14 protein-coding genes and 1 pseudogene are annotated in these 15,675 nt (G+C 74.4%); 5 read left to right on the top strand and 10 right to left on the bottom strand.

All coding sequences use genetic code 11. The features are described 5' to 3' along the window. Window positions 1–103: 103 nt before the first annotated feature. Both AB0881_RS40220 and AB0881_RS40215 read left to right on the top strand, forming a co-directional pair. Window positions 104–3,292: an AAA family ATPase gene (locus AB0881_RS40220; protein WP_366625990.1), complete on the top strand. Its 3,189-nt coding sequence runs from the start codon at window positions 104–106 to the stop codon at window positions 3,290–3,292. A 66-nt stretch (window positions 3,293–3,358) separates the two neighbouring features. Then, complete coding sequence (locus AB0881_RS40215; protein WP_366625988.1) at window positions 3,359–3,778, top strand: hypothetical protein; 420 nt, start codon at window positions 3,359–3,361, stop codon at window positions 3,776–3,778. Here AB0881_RS40215 and AB0881_RS40210 read toward each other — a convergent pair. From AB0881_RS40210 to AB0881_RS40185, 6 genes are read right to left on the bottom strand one after another with little or no spacing between them, the layout of a single operon-like run. Continuing rightward, window positions 3,768–4,403, bottom strand: coding sequence for a hypothetical protein (locus tag AB0881_RS40210; protein WP_366625986.1), 636 nt, complete (start codon window positions 4,401–4,403; stop codon window positions 3,768–3,770). The two genes, AB0881_RS40215 and AB0881_RS40210, sit on opposite strands and share 11 nt — an antisense overlap. A gap of 2 nt (window positions 4,404–4,405) precedes the next feature. Continuing rightward, window positions 4,406–5,224, bottom strand: a complete 819-nt coding sequence (locus AB0881_RS40205) for a MerR family transcriptional regulator (RefSeq protein ID WP_366625984.1) — start codon at window positions 5,222–5,224, stop codon at window positions 4,406–4,408. Between the two features lie 33 nt (window positions 5,225–5,257). Further along, entirely contained in the window at window positions 5,258–6,676 is a 1,419-nt protein-coding gene (locus AB0881_RS40200) for a cellulase family glycosylhydrolase (RefSeq protein WP_366625982.1), read from the bottom strand. Between the two features lie 37 nt (window positions 6,677–6,713). Further along, window positions 6,714–7,607 carry a carbohydrate ABC transporter permease gene (locus tag AB0881_RS40195; protein WP_366625980.1) on the bottom strand — a complete coding sequence of 298 codons (894 nt, stop codon included), beginning with the start codon at window positions 7,605–7,607 and terminating at the stop codon, window positions 6,714–6,716. Continuing rightward, window positions 7,604–8,479 carry a sugar ABC transporter permease gene (locus AB0881_RS40190; RefSeq protein WP_366625978.1) on the bottom strand — a complete coding sequence of 292 codons (876 nt, stop codon included), beginning with the start codon at window positions 8,477–8,479 and terminating at the stop codon, window positions 7,604–7,606. The genes AB0881_RS40195 and AB0881_RS40190 overlap by 4 nt, the downstream gene beginning before the upstream one ends. Then, entirely contained in the window at window positions 8,476–9,777 is a 1,302-nt protein-coding gene (locus AB0881_RS40185; RefSeq protein ID WP_366625976.1) for an extracellular solute-binding protein, read from the bottom strand. The genes AB0881_RS40190 and AB0881_RS40185 overlap by 4 nt, the downstream gene beginning before the upstream one ends. 156 nt (window positions 9,778–9,933) lie before the next feature. Between AB0881_RS40185 and AB0881_RS40180 the strand changes: the two genes are divergently transcribed. Continuing rightward, window positions 9,934–10,968, top strand: coding sequence for a LacI family DNA-binding transcriptional regulator (locus tag AB0881_RS40180; protein ID WP_366625974.1), 1,035 nt, complete (start codon window positions 9,934–9,936; stop codon window positions 10,966–10,968). Between the two features lie 12 nt (window positions 10,969–10,980). Here the strand turns inward: AB0881_RS40180 and AB0881_RS40175 are convergent, their stop codons facing one another. Beyond that, on the bottom strand, window positions 10,981–11,847 hold the full coding sequence (locus AB0881_RS40175; RefSeq protein ID WP_366625973.1) for an NAD-dependent protein deacetylase: 867 nt from the start codon (window positions 11,845–11,847) through the stop codon (window positions 10,981–10,983). A gap of 74 nt (window positions 11,848–11,921) precedes the next feature. Here AB0881_RS40175 and AB0881_RS40170 point away from each other — a divergent pair, with 74 nt between their 5' ends. Together AB0881_RS40170 and AB0881_RS40165 are read left to right on the top strand one after the other, a co-directional pair. Continuing rightward, window positions 11,922–13,295, top strand: a complete 1,374-nt coding sequence (locus tag AB0881_RS40170) for a cytochrome ubiquinol oxidase subunit I (RefSeq protein ID WP_366625971.1) — start codon at window positions 11,922–11,924, stop codon at window positions 13,293–13,295. Between the two features lie 2 nt (window positions 13,296–13,297). After that, window positions 13,298–14,326, top strand: coding sequence for a cytochrome d ubiquinol oxidase subunit II (locus tag AB0881_RS40165; RefSeq protein WP_366625969.1), 1,029 nt, complete (start codon window positions 13,298–13,300; stop codon window positions 14,324–14,326). A gap of 7 nt (window positions 14,327–14,333) precedes the next feature. On the opposite strand, the gene crcB is transcribed toward AB0881_RS40165, so the two are convergent. From crcB to AB0881_RS40150, 3 genes and pseudogenes are all read right to left on the bottom strand, one after another. Continuing rightward, on the bottom strand, window positions 14,334–14,699 hold the full coding sequence (crcB, locus tag AB0881_RS40160) for a fluoride efflux transporter CrcB (RefSeq protein WP_366625968.1): 366 nt from the start codon (window positions 14,697–14,699) through the stop codon (window positions 14,334–14,336). Further along, window positions 14,696–15,169, bottom strand: a complete 474-nt coding sequence (locus tag AB0881_RS40155) for a CrcB family protein (protein WP_366625966.1) — start codon at window positions 15,167–15,169, stop codon at window positions 14,696–14,698. The genes crcB and AB0881_RS40155 overlap by 4 nt, the downstream gene beginning before the upstream one ends. 5 nt (window positions 15,170–15,174) lie before the next feature. Continuing rightward, window positions 15,175–15,675: pseudogene (locus tag AB0881_RS40150) on the bottom strand (hypothetical protein); the annotation flags it as partial.

The following is a 15,675-nucleotide window of genomic DNA, read 5'->3' as shown; positions in this document are numbered from 1 at the left end:
CTCCTCCTGGAGCGCCGCCACCCGGTCCAGCGACTCGACGTACACGTGGGACGCGCGGCGTTCGATGTCGCAGTCGATGCCCAGCTCGGCGGCGGCCGCGACGGTGCTGTTCACCGACGTCGTCGGCTCGACCGCGACGCGGGCCCGGCTCGGCGAGCGGCTGGCCGACGGCCACTTCGCGGGCGTCTACAAGGCTCTGTACGGCGCCGCCACCGCGGCCGGGGCCGTCTACACCAAGAGCCTCGGCGACGGGCTGATGGCCGTGTTCGCGTCGGCGACCGCCGGGCTGGAGGCGGCCGTCGCCGTGCAGCGCGCGATGGCCGGCGAGAGCGACCGGGCGGCCGAGCCGGTCGCGGTGCGCGCCGCGCTGAGCGTCGGCGACGTGCGCTGGCACGAGCACGACGTCAGCGGCCTGCCGACGGTGGAGGCCGCGCGGCTGATGGCCCTGGCCGGGGGCGGTGAGGTGCTGTGCACCGAGCTGGTCCGGCGGATGGCGCGCGACCGCGGCGGGCACGAGTTCAAGGACCGCGGGCGGCTCCCGGCCAAGGGCCTGCGGGCCCCGCTGCGCACCTACGAGCTGCTGTGGCGCAACTCCGGCGACGATCCGGCGCCGCGGCTGCCGTCGTGGCTGGACGCCGGGCACGTGCTGCCGTTCGTCGGCCGCGAGGCCGAGCTGGCCGCGCTGGACGCCGAGCTGGCGGCGGCCGAGCTCGGCACCCGGGTGGTGATCCTCCAGGGCGAGCCGGGCGTGGGCAAGACCCGGCTGGCCTCGGTCGCCGCGCGGCGCGCCGCCGACCGCCGTTTCACCGTGCTGGCCGGGCGCTGCACCGATCCCGCGCGGCAGGCGTACGAGCCGATCGCGGCGGCGGTGGAGCGGCTGGCCCGGGACGCCCCGGCGCTGCTGCTGCGGGCCGGGGTCGACCGGCGGTGCGGGCAGCTGGTCCGGCTGGCGCCGTCGCTGGCCGCGCCGCCGCTGGAGCTCGCCGTACCGCCGGCGACCGAGCCGGTGTCGGAGCGCTACCAGCTGGCCGCCGCCGCGCGCACGCTGGTCGAACGGCTCGCGTCGGTGGGCCCGGTGCTGCTGGTCGTCGACGACCTGCAGTGGGCGACGGCCGAGTCCCTGGAGATGCTGCGGGCGCTGGTCTTCGAGGCGGACGGGCTGCCGCTGCTGGTCCTGGCGACCTCGCGGCCCGTCCCGGCGGACGCGCCCGGCCCGGCCGCGGCGGGCTGGCACGGGCTGGAGGCCGAGAGCCGGATCGTCCCGGTGGAGCCGTTCGGGGTGGCCGACGTGTCCGAGGCGCTGCGCGCGGTCGCGCGCCGCTCGGCGCCCGGCGCCGCCCGGCTGCACCAGATCACCGGCGGGAACGCGTTCCTGGTCAGCGAGGTCGCCCGGGAGCTGGTGGCCGGCGGCGACCTGGACCGGATCGCCGTGCCGGACTCGGTCACCCGCATGGTGGTGGCGCGGCTGGCGAGGCTCCGTCCGGGCGCCCGCGACCTGGTCAACCTGCTCGCGGTCGGGGAGCGGATGGGCTCGGCCGAGCTGCGGGTGGCGCTGCGCATGGACGAGGCCGCCTTCGTCGACGTGATCGAGGAGGTCATGGCGAGCGGCCTGGTCACGATGGCGGCGACCGGCGCGTGCCGGTTCTCGCACGAGCTGATCAGGTCGGCCGCGTACGGCGCGCTCTCCGCGCCGCGCGCCGCGCTGCTGCACGGCCGGGTCGCCGAGGCGCTCCGCGACGCCGACCCGCGCGTCATGGAGTCGCGGCCGTACGTCGTCGCGGCGCACCTGCTCGCCGCCGCCCGCGGCGGCCACGACCCGGCCCGGATCGCCGCGGCCGCCGACGCGGCCGGGCACGCGGCGGCGCAGGCGCTGGCCCGGCTGGCGCACCAGGAGGCCGTCACCTGGTGCCGCGGCCTGCTCGAACTGCTCGACCGCGACCCGGCCGCCGGCCCGGAGCGCCGCGCCGAGGCGCTGGTGCGGTGCGGCCGCGCGATGTGGCTGGCCGGGGACCCGGAGGGCCGCCCCACGCTGGCCAAGGCGGCGGCGCTCGCCCAGGAGTGCGGGCGCGGCGACCTGGTCGTGGCGGCGGCGGTCGCCGAGGACCGCGGCTTCTTCAGCATGACGGCCGCCGCCGACGCCGGCCGGATCGAGCTGCTCACCCGCGCCCGCGACCTGGTCGACCCGGCCGACCTGCGCACCCGGGCGCTGCTGACCGCGCAGCTGGCCGCCGAGCTGACCTGGGCCAGGGACGGCGACCGCCGGTACGCGCTGAGCGACGAGGCGGTCGCGCTGGCCCGCGAGTCCGCCGACCCGGCCACGCTGGTGAGCGTCCTCGGCCTGCGCAGCCTGACGGTCATCCCGGCCGTACCGCTGGAACGCCGCCTGCGGGACGGCCAGGAGATGCTCCAGGCGGCTCTGCGCACCGGCGACGACCTGGCGCTGTTCCACGCCACGTTCCAGCGCATCCCGCCGGTCCTCGAACGCGGCGACATGGACATCGTCGCGACGTTCCTGGAGCACGCCGACGAGCTGGCGCGGCGGCTGTGCCAGCCGCACCTGGTGTGGCTGGTCGGCATGTGCCGTACCGGGCTCATCCTGCTGCGCGGCGACCTGGAGGCCGCCGAGCGGTCCTCGCTCGCGGCGCTGGAGATGGGCTCCAAGCTGGGGCGCCGCCTGGAGGCGCTGGCCTTCCACGCCGAGCAGATCGGCGAGATCCGCCGCTTCCAGGGGCGGCTCGGAGAGCTGCGCGACCGGCTCCGCCGCGCCTCGGAGAGCCCGCGGGTCGATCCCGTGCACGCCATCCTGCGGTTCCTGTGCGAGCTGGACGACGCCGAGGCCGGGCCCGCGCTCGAGCGCGTCCTCGCCGAGCACGGCCTGATCCCGCGCGCTGACCTGGCGCGGCGCCCGGCCCTGGACAACCTGGCGTACGCCGCCTGCCGCCTCGGCCGCGGCGACCTGATCGGCCCGCTGTACGAGGCGCTCGCCCCGCACGGCGACACGTTCGGCACCTCGGCGGTCGGGCACCACTGCGGCCACCACTACCTGGCGCTGCTGTCGGCCGCGTCCGGCGAGACCGGCCGCGCCGGCGAGCACTTCGAGGCCGCCGCCGCGGTGCACGAGCGCTGCGGCGCCGCGCTGCTGGGCGCCGAGTCGCTGCTGGACTGGGCGGACCTGCGCGACCGCACGGGCGCCGCCGGGCCGGACACCGCGGACCTGCGCCGCCGCGCCGCCGCGCTGATCGAGGGCCGCGGCGCCGTGCTCCTCGAACGCCGCCTCGCGGCCCGCCCCTGAGGGCATGTATCACCGCCCCCGCCCCGCGGCTCTCTTTGAGGTACCGAGCGATTCGCAGGGGGGCGCATGCAGGCCAACGATGTCCGGCTCATCCGGGTCTTCACCACCAACAAGCCGGGGGCGTCCCAGGACCCGACGCCCAACGCGCTGGGCGGCACCCGGATGGGCGAGTTCTACCTGGTGATCGCGGCGGAGTCCGGTGACGGCCTGGGGGAGGCCGAGGCGCCGTACACGCTGATCACCAGCGCGGCCTCCACCTCGGGGGGCATGACCACGTTCGCCCGGCGGCGGGACGTCGAGACGGTCACGGCCGGGAAGTTCGGCTGGACCGATCTCGGCGCCCACGCCGGCTACGCCAAGCTCGACACGCTGATGGTGCCGGTGGAGCGGTTCCCCGTGGGCGACGCGTACCGGTTCACGGTGACGCTGCTCGCCGCCGGCGGGATCGTGTCCACGCTGCACAGCAACGAGTTCGTCATCGTGTGACCGCGTCGGGCTCCTGGGACGGCCGCAGGGCGGCGAGCGCGGCCCGCGGGTCGTCGGTGTAGAAGCGGACGGACGTCACCTCGGCCCGCCCGCCGAGCGGCCGGACGGCGGTGACGGGGCCGGTCAGCTCGACCACGACGCTGGTCTGGGACCCGACGACGACCGCGAGGCCGCCGTCCTCGATCCTGATCAGGCCGTTCTCGTTGTAGTTGCGCACCTGCCGGACGGCGGCGATCCGCTCGCGCGGGATCCGCAGGTCGAAGAACGCCCCGTAGCGCAGCCGCAGCTCGCCGTCCGAGACCACGTGCGGGCGGCTGACGCAGGCCGCGATCACCGCCAGCACGATCAGCACCGAGTACGCGTCGATCACGAAGACCACGGCCCGCAGCCAGGCCGGGGCGCCGACCGCCCGCAGGATGATCTCCAGTCCGACCAGCTCGATCAGCATGGCGACGAGGAAGGCCGCCATGGTGGCCGTCTGGGCGCCGGAGTAGGGGAGCGGGGTGTCGCCGGGCCCGACCCCGTCCCGCCGCCGCCTCGCCCACAGGACGAGGCTGCGCATGTGCACCGCCTCGAAGGCCATGATCCGCCGCGCCACGTCCCCGACCGGCCGCTCCGGCTTCATCCTCATCTCCCTGGTCCCCCTCGGTCCGTACCGCCGTCTTCCCGGTCTCCGGGCGGCAGTCCCTCGCGTGCCCTCGCCCGCAGCGTGCGGACGAGCAGGCGGAACGCCTCGGCCTGCGCGGGCGCCATCTCCTGGCCCATCTCCGCCAGCCAGCCGCCGGTGGCGGGGTCCTCCAGGCTGGCGATCATCACCGCGGCCATCTCGCCGGGGATGTAGTCGGCCATCTCGCGGGCGACCTCGGCGACGCGCGGGTCGCCGGGGGCCGCGCCGGCCAGCTCGTCCAGCCGGGCGTACAGCGCCGTCCCGCGCTCGGCCATGCCCGGCGCGGTGAGCGGCCGGAGCAGTTCGGCGTACTCCGACCGGTCGCCGTCGGCCGCCCCGGTGTCGATCATCATCATCAGCTCGCGGTCGAACCGGCCGATGGCGGTGCCGCCGTCCGGCGGCAGCTCGCGCAGCACGGCGGCCATGGCCGGCGACACCGCCGCGTCGGGATGGACGTCGGACTCGGCGAGGAGGGCGGCCAGCCGCTCGCGGCGGGCCGTGATCGCCTCCTGCTGCCGGGCCAGGTCGGCGTCCAGCTCCTGGAGCACCTCGCGCAGCTCCCGGCCCCGGTCGTCGGCCAGCACGTCGCGGATCTCGTCCAGCGACAGGCCCAGCTCGGTCAGCCGCCGGATCCGGGCGAGCGCGACCGCGTCCCGGAGCCGGTACTCGCGGTAGCCGTTGGCCAGCCGCTCCGGCTCGGGCAGCAGTCCCTGGTGGTGGTAGTGCCGCACGGTACGGGTGGACACCCCGACCAGCGCGGCGAGTTCGCCGATCCGCATGCCTCCATTAGAAACGTTGACGCCGCGGCAAGGTCAAAGCGGCCGCTCCGCCGTGGCCGAGGAGGTCCGGCAGCGCTCGGCCAGGAGGTCCGCCAGCGGCTCGCGGCGGACGCAGGCGTCGAACGCGAACGAGTCGGCCAGGGCGTCCAGCTCGCCGTCGTCCAGGCCCCGGAACAGGTCCGCGTACTCGACCGCCAGCGGCTGCGCGAACAGGATGTGCCGCATCAGATCCTCGGTGAACTTGCGGCGCCCGAAGGGGTACGGGTCGAAGTCCGGGTACTCCTCGGCCATGAACGCGTGCACCGGCTCGGTCAGGTGCCGCACGCCCTCGTCCGTGGACCCCCAGTGGTCGGCCCCGAGCCGCGCCTTCTTGGCCTGGAACGCCCCGAACCGTCGGGCGTGCGGACCGCCGGGGTCGGTGTGGACGAGGCCTTGGAGCCCGACGTCCTTGTACGTCCACAGCGACCAGCCGGCGCCGTGGGCGTCGTAGATGTCGAGCTGGTCGCGCAGGATCCGGTAGCGCTGCGCGTCCCGCTCCGGGTCACCGGTGTAGACGGGGCCGAACTCGCCGACCCAGATGGGGGTGCCGGTACGGCGCTGGTACGCGGTGCGTTCGAGGAACTTCTCCGCGAGCTGGTCGCGGTCCACCCACACGCCCTCCGTGATGCCGGGGTACGGGCCGCCGTACACGAAGCCCGCGAGCGCGTAGTCGTGGCAGGTGTAGACGGTGTTCTCGCGCGGTTCGCCGAACATGTCGAAGCGGGTGGAGTAGGTGTTGCCGTCCAGGAAGAGCGTGTGCCGGGGGTCGGCCTCCCGGACGGCGTCGGCGAGCCGGGCGTAGAACGGCCCGATGACCTCGCCGGTGGGGTCGGCGGGCTCGTTCAGCAGGTTGTGGCCGGCGACCCACGGGTGGCCGGCGTACCGGTCGGCGATCGCCTGCCACAGGTTGACGACCCGGTCCTGGAAGTGCGGGTGCTCCCAGAGCATCGGCACGTGGACGGGGTTGTCGCTGTGCCAGTGGTGGTTCTGCGCGCCGGGCGCGGCGTGCAGGTCCAGGACGGTGTAGAGGCCGTGCCGCGCGCAGATGTCGATCACCCGGTCCAGCTGGGCGAACCCCGACTCGATGATCTTGAACGGGGTGCGGTCGTCCTCGAAGTGCCGGTAGTTCAGCGGCAGCCGCACGCAATTGAGGCCGAGCGAGGCGAGGTAGGCGGCGTCCGCGTCGGTGAAGAACGCGGTGAGCAGCCGGTCGAAGAACCGCCGGTACCGCTCCTCGCCGAGGACGCCCAGCACCGCCCGGCGCATCAGCGTCTCGGTCGCCGGGTAGCCGGTGATGAAGTTCTCCATGTTCATCCAGCCGCCGAGGCCGACCCCGCGCAGCCGCACGTCGGCGCCGGTGCCGTCGGCGAGCCGGTCGCCGGCCACCCGCAGGAACCGCTGGTCGTCGGTCATGTGCACTCCGTTCCTCGTTCTCGGTTCCTCGTTCTCATCACTTGCCGAACCCGGCGGTCAGCCCGCCGACCAGGCGCCTGCGCCCGATCAGGTAGAAGGCGAACACCGGCAGGACCGACAGCGTCATCGCCGCCATCAGCGCCGGCACGTTGGAGGTGTACTGGCCCTGGAGGCTCCACAGGCCCATCGTGAGCACGCGGCGGTCCTCCGACTGCGTCAGGACCAGGGGGAACAGGAAGCCGTTCCAGGCGTTGACGGCCACGTAGATCCCGACCGTGACCAGGCCGGGACGGCTCAGCGGCAGGACGAGCGCGCGCAGCACCCGGACCGGCCCGCCGCCGTCGATCGCCATCGCCTCGTACAGCTCCTCGGGGATGTCGCGCAGCGTGGTGGTGAGCACGAGCACCGCCATCGGCAGCAGGAACGCGGCGGTCGGCAGCACGATCCCGGCGAGCGAGTCGTACAGGTGCAGCCGGGTGATGATCAGGTAGACCGGGACGATCACCGCCTGGGACGGGATGGCCAGCCCGAGCAGCAGCAGCGAGAAACCGCCCCGCAGCAGCGGCCCGGAGCCGCGGACGATCGCGTACGCCGCGGGCAGCGCCAGGACCAGCACCAGCGCGACGGACGCGGCCGTCACGATCGTTGTATTGAGCAGGTAGCGGCCGAACCCGCCGCCGAGCACGGTGGAGTAGTTCTCCAGGGTGGGGGACGTAGGCGCGGACAGCGGGCCCGCCGTCAGGTAGTCCTCCCGGGTGCGCAGGCTCACCGCGACCAGGTAGTACAGGGGGACGCCCACCACCACGAGCCAGGCGAGCGCGGCCGCCATGGCGAGCGGGTTCGCGCGCCGCGCGGCGGCGAGCGGGCGGGCGCGCCACGCCGCCGCGGCGCCCTTCGGCGGGGCGGCGGCCGGCCGCGTGTGCACGGTCACATCCCCTCCCGCCTGCTGCGCATCGACGCGAACCCGGTGGTCCGGACGATCACGATGGACAGCGCGGTCCCGACCACCACCAGCAGCACGGCGAGCGCGCTGGCGTAGCCCATCTCGAACGCGGAGAAGCCGGTCAGGTACATGTGCAGCGGCAGCACGCGGGTCGCGGTGCCCGGCCCGCCGCCGGTCATGAGCAGGATCGTCTCGAAGTAGGTGAACGACCCGACCAGGATCAGCACCGTGGACGACACGACGGTGTACCGCAGCTGCGGCAGCGTGATCGAGAAGAACCGCCGCACCCGGCCGGCGCCGTCGATGGCCGCCGCGTCGTACAGCACCTCCGGGATCTGCCGGGCGCCGGCCTGGTAGAGCAGCACGTGGAACGGGACGAACTGCCACGACACCACGAGCACCACGGCGGCCAGCGCCCGGGACGGCTCGCCGAGGATGTCGCCGTCCCGGGCCAGCAGCAGCGGGCCGACGAGGTCGGCCAGGCCGAAGTTCGGGTCCAGCAGCGACTGCCACAGCAACGCCACCGCCGCGTTCGACATCAGCAGCGGCACGAAGAACACCGCGCTCAGCGCCGCCCGCCCCCGGCCGCGGCCGGCGGCCCAGACCCCGAGCAGCAGGCTGACCGGGGTCTGCACGCACCAGGCGGCCGCGGTGAGGATCAGCGACAGCCGCAGCGAGCCGGGCAGCGCCGCGTCCTCGCCCATCCGCGTCCAGTTCGCAGTGCCGGCCCACTGCGGGGAGCCGAGGCCGTTCCACGCCGTGAAGCTGAGGACGGCGACCAGCGCCAGCGGCGCCACCGCGAAGACCGCGAAGAAGGCGAGGGCGGGCGCCGCCCACACCGCTCCCGGGCGCTGCCTCACTTGGCCTTGCCCATCGCGGCGGCGAACTCGCCGGGGTCGATCTCCTTCAGGAACAGCTTCTGCAGGTTGGTGAGCAGCGCCTCCGACACCGACGGTGTCAGCGCCTGGTCCCAGGACTGGGTGAACTCGGGCGCGCCGCTCACCATCGAGTAGATGAACGTGCTGTACGCGGCGTCCGGCCCGCCGCGCAGCTTCGGCTCCAGCCCCTTGATCGCCGGGATCTCGCCGACACCGATCATGCCCTGGACGTAGGCGTCGGAGGTCATGGTCTCCTTGAGGAACCTGACCGCTGCCGCCTTGTCCTTGGTCTTCGCGCTGACCGAGTAGAAGTTGGTGGGGTTGCCGACGATGTTGCGCGGATCGCCGGCGCCGCCCGCGACCGCGGGGAACGGCACCCAGCCCATCCGACCCTTCTTGACGAAGTCGGGGTTCTGGCCGAGCTGGGTGGCGTACTCCCACGACCCCATCAGGTGCATGGCCGCCTTGCCCGTCGCGAACAGCGTCGAGGCGCCGCCCACGTCGTAGTCGACGGAGCCGAAGCCGGTGCCGAACGCGCCGCGGTCGACCAGCTGCCGGATCATCGTCAGCGACCGGAGCACCGCCGGGTCGTTCCAGGCGCCCGCCGTGCCGTTCATGATCGCCTGGAACTTCGCGGGGCCGCCGACGCGGTCGAGCAGGTACTCCAGCCACATCAGCTCGGTCCAGCCCTGCGAGCCGGCCAGCGCGAACGGCGTGATCTTCCGGCCCTTGAACGTGTCGACCAGCTTGAGGACGTCGTCCCAGGTCTTCGGCGGCAGCGCGCCCGCCGCCGCGAACACGTCCTTGTTGTAGAAGAGGACGATCGGCTGCATGCCGCGCTCGGGGACGCCGTAGTACTTCCCGCCGAGCTGCGCGGTCTTCATCACCGACGGCAGGAAGGAGTTCAGCCACGCCGGGTCCTTCTGGAACTCGGCGGTGAGGTCGGCGACCTGGCCGGCGTCGACGTACTGCTTCAGGTGGCCGCCGCCCCAGTTGATGAACACGTCGGGCGCGTTCGGGGCGCCCATCGCGACCTGGAGCTTCTGCTTGTACGGGTCGTTGAGGAAGGTCTCCAGCCTCACATCTGTGCCGCCGGACTTGTTGAACGCCGTGACGCCGTCCCGCTCGACCTTGTTGACGGCGTCGCCCTGGAGCGTCCAGGCCCTGATCTCCCCGGCGGCGCCGCCGCCCGCCGGGCCGGACGTCCCGCACGCGCCGGCGGCCAGCACGGCCGCCGCGATCAGCGCCGTCCATCCGGCGCCACGACGATTCCTGAACACCTTTCGCACCTCCTGAGGCGCCGCCCCCGGACAGCGATGTTCGAAATGTTCCCGATATGTTTCGGAACCTAGAAGCGGTGCGGACCGCTGTCAATATCGAGATTCCGCTTTTATATGGGGCCGGGCAGTCGAAAATTTTCGGAGTAGGATGCCCTCATGGTGCAGCCGCGAGTCACGATCACGTCCATCGCGCGCGAGGCCGGGGTGTCGGTCTCGACCGTGTCCAAGGTGCTCAACGGCCGTGCCGACGTGGCGGCCGGCACCCGCAGCCGGGTCGAGGAGCTGCTCGACAAGCACGCCTACCCGCGCGCCGGGCGGCGCGGCGCCGATCCGGCCGGGCTGGTCGACCTGGTCTTCGGCGAGCTGGACAGCCCGTGGGCGGTCGAGATCATCCGCGGTGCCGAGGAGGTGGCGCGCGCCGCCGGACTCGGCACCGTCGTCTCGGCCATCCACACCGGGATCGCGGGCGCCGGCGCCGCGGACGGCGGGGAACCGGCCCGGCAGTGGCTCGACAACCTCGTCCGGCGCCGCTCCGAGGGCGTGGTGCTGGTCCTGGAGGAGCTGGCGCCCGGGCAGCTGGCCAGGCTGGAGGCGCTGGACGTCCCGTACGTCGTCATCGACCCGCGCGGCGAGCCCGACCCGCGGATCCCGTCCATCGGCGCCGCGAACTGGGCCGGCGGGATGGCCGCCACCCGCCATCTCGCCGAGCTGGGCCACCGCCGGATCGCCATCATCAGCGGGCCCGCGGGCCTGCTGTGCAGCCGGGCCCGGCTCGACGGCCACCGCGGCGCGCTGGAGAGCGCGGGCCTGCCGGCCGACCCGGACCTGGTCCGGTACGGCGACTTCCACCACGAGAGCGGCTACGTCCAGGCCGGGCTGCTGCTGGACCTGCCCGACCCGCCCACCGCGATCTTCGCCGGGTCGGACCAGCAGGCGTACGGGGCGTGCGAGGCGGCGCGCGAGCGCGGGCTGCGGATCCCGCAGGACCTCAGCATCGTGGGGTTCGACGACCTGTCGGTGTCGCGCTGGTTCTCGCCGCCGCTGACCACCGTCCGCCAGCCGCTGGCCGAGATGGGCGCGCTCGCCGCCCGCATGCTGCTGCGGATGGCGCGCGGCGAGACGCTGGAGACCCGCCGCGTCGAGCTGGCGACCGAGCTGGTCGTCCGGGAGAGCACCGCGCCCCCGCCGTGATCCGCGCGGGCGTCAGCCGGCGCTGTCCGTCCGGCCGACGAGGCCCACGAGGGCGGTGAGGGCGGCGCCGAGCGGGGCGTCGAGGATCGTCCGGGCGTCGGCGTCGCCGCGCGTGGCGCCCCGGTTGACGATCGCCACCGGGATGCCCAGCTCGGCGGCGCGCCGCACGAACCGGTACCCGGACATGACCGTCAGCGAGGACCCCAGGACCAGCAGCGTCCCGGCCCGCTCGGTCAGCCCGAAGCACTCGGCGACCCGCGGCCGCGGCACGTTCTCGCCGAAGAAGATCACGTCCGGTTTGAGGATCCCGCCGCAGGCCGGGCAGTCCACCACGTGGAACGCGTCGATCAGCTCGCCCTCCAGGTCGGCGTCGCCGTCGGGGTTGACCGTGTCCGCGGCGGCGTCCCAGCCGGGATTGGCCGCCGACAGCCGCTCGTGCAGCTCCGCGCGCGGGGTGCGCCGGCCGCAGCCCAGGCACAGCACCCGGCCGAGCGCGCCGTGCAGCTCGATCACGCCGCCCGCCCCGGCGGCCTGGTGCAGGCCGTCCACGTTCTGGGTGATGATGCCCGAGACCAGCCCGCGGCGCTGGAGCTCCGCGACCGCGCGGTGGCCCGCGTTGGGCTCGGCCCGCTCGACGTGCCGCCACCCCAGATGGCTGCGCGCCCAGTACCGCCGCCGGTTCGCGGCGGCGCCGGTGAACGCCTGGTACGTCATCGGAACCGACCGCCGCGCCCGCCCGGTCTCGCCCCGGTAGTCGGGGATGCCGGACTCGGTCGACAGCCCGGCGCCGCTCAGCACGACCACGTCGCCGTCCGCCACGAGGTCGGCCAGCGCGTCCAGGGAGCGCTCCGCGCCGGGCGGCGCCATCAGCGATGTCACCCCTCCATGGTGCCCGATCGCACGGGATGCCTGCGAAGAAGTGTCATCCCAGGTGGGCGGGTATGCAGCCTCGCGTGGACGGGACCACCATGACGGCCCTGGACGCGGTCACCACCGCGGACCTCGGGGCGGCGCGGATGCAGATGGCGCTCTCGCTGGGCTGGCACATCGTGCTGGCCTGCCTGGGCGTCGGGATGCCCGCCATCACGCTGATCGCCGAGTGGCGCGGGCACCGCACCGGGGACGACAACTACCGGTTGCTCGCCCGCCGCTGGGGCCGCGCCATGGGCGTGCTGTTCGCGGTGGGCGCCGTGTCCGGGACGATCCTGTCGTTCGAGATGGGGCTGCTCTGGCCGGGCATGATGGGCACCTACGGCGAGGTCATCGGGCTGCCGTTCTCGCTGGAGGGCATCGCGTTCTTCATCGAGGCGATCTTCCTCGGCATCTACCTGTACGCCTGGGACCGGCTGCCGCCCGTCCCGCACATGCTGTCCGGCGTCCCGATCGTGATCGCCGGGGTCGCCAGCGCGTTCTTCGTCGTGACGGCCAACGCCTGGATGCAGCAGCCCACCGGGTTCTCGGCCGTGGACGGCAGGATCGTCGCCGTGGACCCGTGGGCGGCGATGTTCAACCCGGCCACCCCGTCCCAGACCGTGCACATGATCCTCGCCGCGTTCATGGTGGCGGGCTTCCTGATGGCGAGCGTGTACGCGGTGGCGATGCTGCGCGGGCGCCGGGACCGCTACCACCGGCTGGGGCTGCTGATCCCGTTCACGGTCGCGGCGGTCATCACGCCGGTGCAGATCGGCGTGGGCGACTGGGCGGCGCACTTCGTCGCCGACAACCAGCCGGTCAAGCTGGCCGCGATGGAGGGCGTGTTCGAGACCGAGCGCGCCGTCCCGCTGCACCTGGGCGGCGTCGCCGTGGACGGCGAGCTGCGGTACGGCGTCGAGATCCCGTACGGGCTGTCGCTGCTGGCGCACTGGGATCCCAACGCCGAGATCGCGGGCCTGAACGAGGTGCCCGAGCGCGACCGGCCGCCGGTGAACATCGTGCACTGGGCGTTCCAGATCATGGTGGGGATGGGCTTCGCGCTGCTGGCCCTGGCGCTCTGGCTCGGCCTCTGCTGGTGGCGCCGCCGGGCGCTGCCCCGCACGGCCTGGTTCCTGCGCGCCACCGCGGTCTCCGGCGTCGCGGCCGTGCTGGCGCTGGAGGCGGGCTGGACGGTCACCGAGGTCGGCCGGCAGCCGTGGATCGTGTACGGCGTGATGCGCACCGCCGACGCCGTCAACCCGGCGCCCGGCCTGGTCTGGGGCTTCGTCCTCGTCACCGCCGTCTACGTGGTGCTGACGGTCGCGACCGTGTACGTGCTGCGCCGGATGGCCCGCGACCGGCCGGTGCCGATCGCCCCGCAGGAACGCGACGTCACCGGGTTCAAGGTGGTCTGACCATGCTGCACGAGATCCTGCTGATCGTGCTGTGGCTGGGGCTCAGCGCGTACGTGCTGTTCGGCGGCGCCGACTTCGGCGGCGGCGTGTGGGACCTGCTGGCCGGGGGCAGCGAGCGGGGCCGCCCGCAGCGGGCGCTGGTGGAGCACTCGATCGGCCCGGTCTGGGAGACCAACCACGTGTGGCTGATCTTCGTGATCGTGGTGACCTGGACGGGCCTGCCCTCGGTGTTCGCCGCGATCGCCTCGACGCTCTACATCCCGCTGACGCTGGTCGCGCTGGGCATCATCGCGCGCGGCGCCGCGTTCGCGTTCCGCAAGGCGAGCAGCGAGCTGTGGCAGCAGCGGCTGTTCGGCGCGACGTTCGCGTTCTCGTCGGTGGTCACGCCGTTCTTCCTCGGCACGGTCGCGGGCGCCATCGCCTCCGGCCGCGTGCCGCCGGGCATCGCCGCGGGCGACCTGGTCACCAGCTGGTTCAACCCGACGTCGCTCATCTCGGGAGCGCTGGCGGTCGGCGTCGCCGCGTACCTGGCCGCGGTCTTCCTCACCCGCGACGCCGAGCGCGGCGGTGACATCGAGCTGGCGGAGGCGTTCCGCCGCCGCGCGCTGATCGCGGGCGCCGCCGTCGGCGCGCTGTCGGCGCTGGGGCTGCTGATCCTGTACGCCGACGCGCGGAACGTGTTCGACGAGCTGACCTCCGGCCGCGCGCTGCCGCTGCTGATCGTGTCGATCCTGGCCGGGCTCGCGTCGCTGGCGCTGCTGTGGCGCCGCGCGTACGTCGCCGTGCGGGTGACCGCCGCGCTCGCCGTCGTCGGGCTGCTGTGGGGCTGGGGCCTCGGCCAGTACCCGCACCTGCTTCCCGGCGTGAGCGTGGAGCAGGCCGCCGCGACCGACGCCGTCCTGGCCGCGAGCCTGGGCGCCCTGGCGGTCGGCGCGCTGCTGCTCCTGCCGTCCCTGTGGTGGCTGTACTCGACGTTCCAGCGCGAGGAGGCCGCGGAACGGGCGGAGGCGGCGGAGGCGGAGCACCGCTGACCCCCGCTCAGCCGCCGGTGACCGCCTGGGCGAGCACCATCCCGCCGTACGCCGCGCCCAGCCCGGCCGCGATGGACCCGGCGGCGTTGAGCAGCGCGACCGTGCGGGCGCCGTCCTCGGCCAGCCGCACCGTCTCGTACCCGAACGTGGAGTACGTGGTCAGCGCGCCGCAGAAGCCCGTCCCCGCCAGCGCCATCAGCCCCGACCCGGCGGGCAGCGCGGCGAGGAAACCCAGCACCGCGCAGCCCGCCGCGTTCACCGTGAACGTCCCCCACGGGAACGCGGAGTCGTGCCGCGCCTGGACGGCCCGGTCGATCAGGTAGCGCAGCGGGGCGCCGGCCGCCGCGCCCAGCGCCACCAGCAGGACCGTCACCGCTCCTCCGCGCGGGCGGGGAGCAGCGCGCGGGCCAGCCGCACGCCGGCGAGGACCGCGGCCAGCGCGCACACCGGCGTCACGGCCAGGTAGACGAGCGCGGTGCCCGCCGACCCGGCCTCGACGGCCCGCTGCGCGTCCACGGCGTACGTCGAGAACGTCGTGTACCCGCCGAGCACCCCCACCCCGAGGAACGGCCGGGTGAGCCGGTGCGCCGCCCGCACCTCGGTGATCGCGACCATCAGGATCCCGATCAGGAGGCAGCCGGACACGTTCACGGTGAACGTCGCCCACGCGAACGCCCCCGAGGGGTGGCCGAACGCCTCCGCGACGCCGTACCGGGCCAGCGCCCCGGCGACGCCCCCCGCCGCGATCGCGCCCAGCGTCGACCACGGGGCCCGGGACAGCTCGGCCCGCTGCCCCGGATCGTGGAGGTCGACGTCCGGGTCGATCACGGGCTCGTCCCTCATCCGATCTACGGTAGCGGGCGGGGGAACAACAGCACCGCTCCCAGCAGGTAGGCGGCGGCCCTGTCCTGGGTGTCGAACATGACCTGCTTGCGGCGCTGGCCGTTCTGCAGGAGGAACACCGACCAGCGGCCCGCCTCGGGCAGCAGGCTCCAGACGCCCTCGGCGGCGTCGTTGATCCGGTACGAGCCGGGGTCGGCGCCCAGCTCGCGGAGCCTGCGCTCCAGGGTGGCGAGCGGGTCTTCGGCCGCCGGCGGGCCCGGCTGCCCCGGATAGGGCGCGGGCGGGCCGGGCGCGAACCCGCCGGGGGACTGGAACGCGTCCGGCAGCGGCGGCGGGGCGCCGTGTCCGGGCGGCGGCGCGAACTGGCCGGGCGGCGGGCCGTAGCCGGGCCCGGGCGGCATCGGCGGTCCCGGCGGGGCGGGGAACCCGCCGGGCGCGGGCGGTCCGGGCGCGTAGCCGCCGGGCATGGGCGGCGGGCCGGCTTCGATGACCCCGCTGATCCGCAG

It is taken from the genome of Spirillospora sp. NPDC029432 (genome assembly GCF_040703975.1).
Classification (GTDB): Bacteria; Actinomycetota; Actinomycetes; order Streptosporangiales; family Streptosporangiaceae; genus Spirillospora.
Note: the sequence above shows the minus strand (reverse complement) of the source record. Positions and strands in the feature narration are given on the sequence as shown.

Bases quoted from the DNA above. Each gene is read 5' to 3' on its own strand.
- AB0881_RS40215 (WP_366625988.1), top strand. From the start codon at position 3,359: ATGCAGGCCAACGATGTCCGGCTCATCCGGGTCTTCACCACCAACAAG.
- AB0881_RS40210 (WP_366625986.1), bottom strand. From the start codon at position 4,403: ATGAAGCCGGAGCGGCCGGTCGGGGACGTGGCGCGGCGGATCATGGCC.
- AB0881_RS40205 (WP_366625984.1), bottom strand. From the start codon at position 5,224: ATGCGGATCGGCGAACTCGCCGCGCTGGTCGGGGTGTCCACCCGTACC.
- AB0881_RS40200 (WP_366625982.1), bottom strand. From the start codon at position 6,676: ATGACCGACGACCAGCGGTTCCTGCGGGTGGCCGGCGACCGGCTCGCC.
- AB0881_RS40180 (WP_366625974.1), top strand. From the start codon at position 9,934: ATGGTGCAGCCGCGAGTCACGATCACGTCCATCGCGCGCGAGGCCGGG.
- AB0881_RS40165 (WP_366625969.1), top strand. From the start codon at position 13,298: ATGCTGCACGAGATCCTGCTGATCGTGCTGTGGCTGGGGCTCAGCGCG.
- AB0881_RS40155 (WP_366625966.1), bottom strand. From the start codon at position 15,169: ATGAGGGACGAGCCCGTGATCGACCCGGACGTCGACCTCCACGATCCG.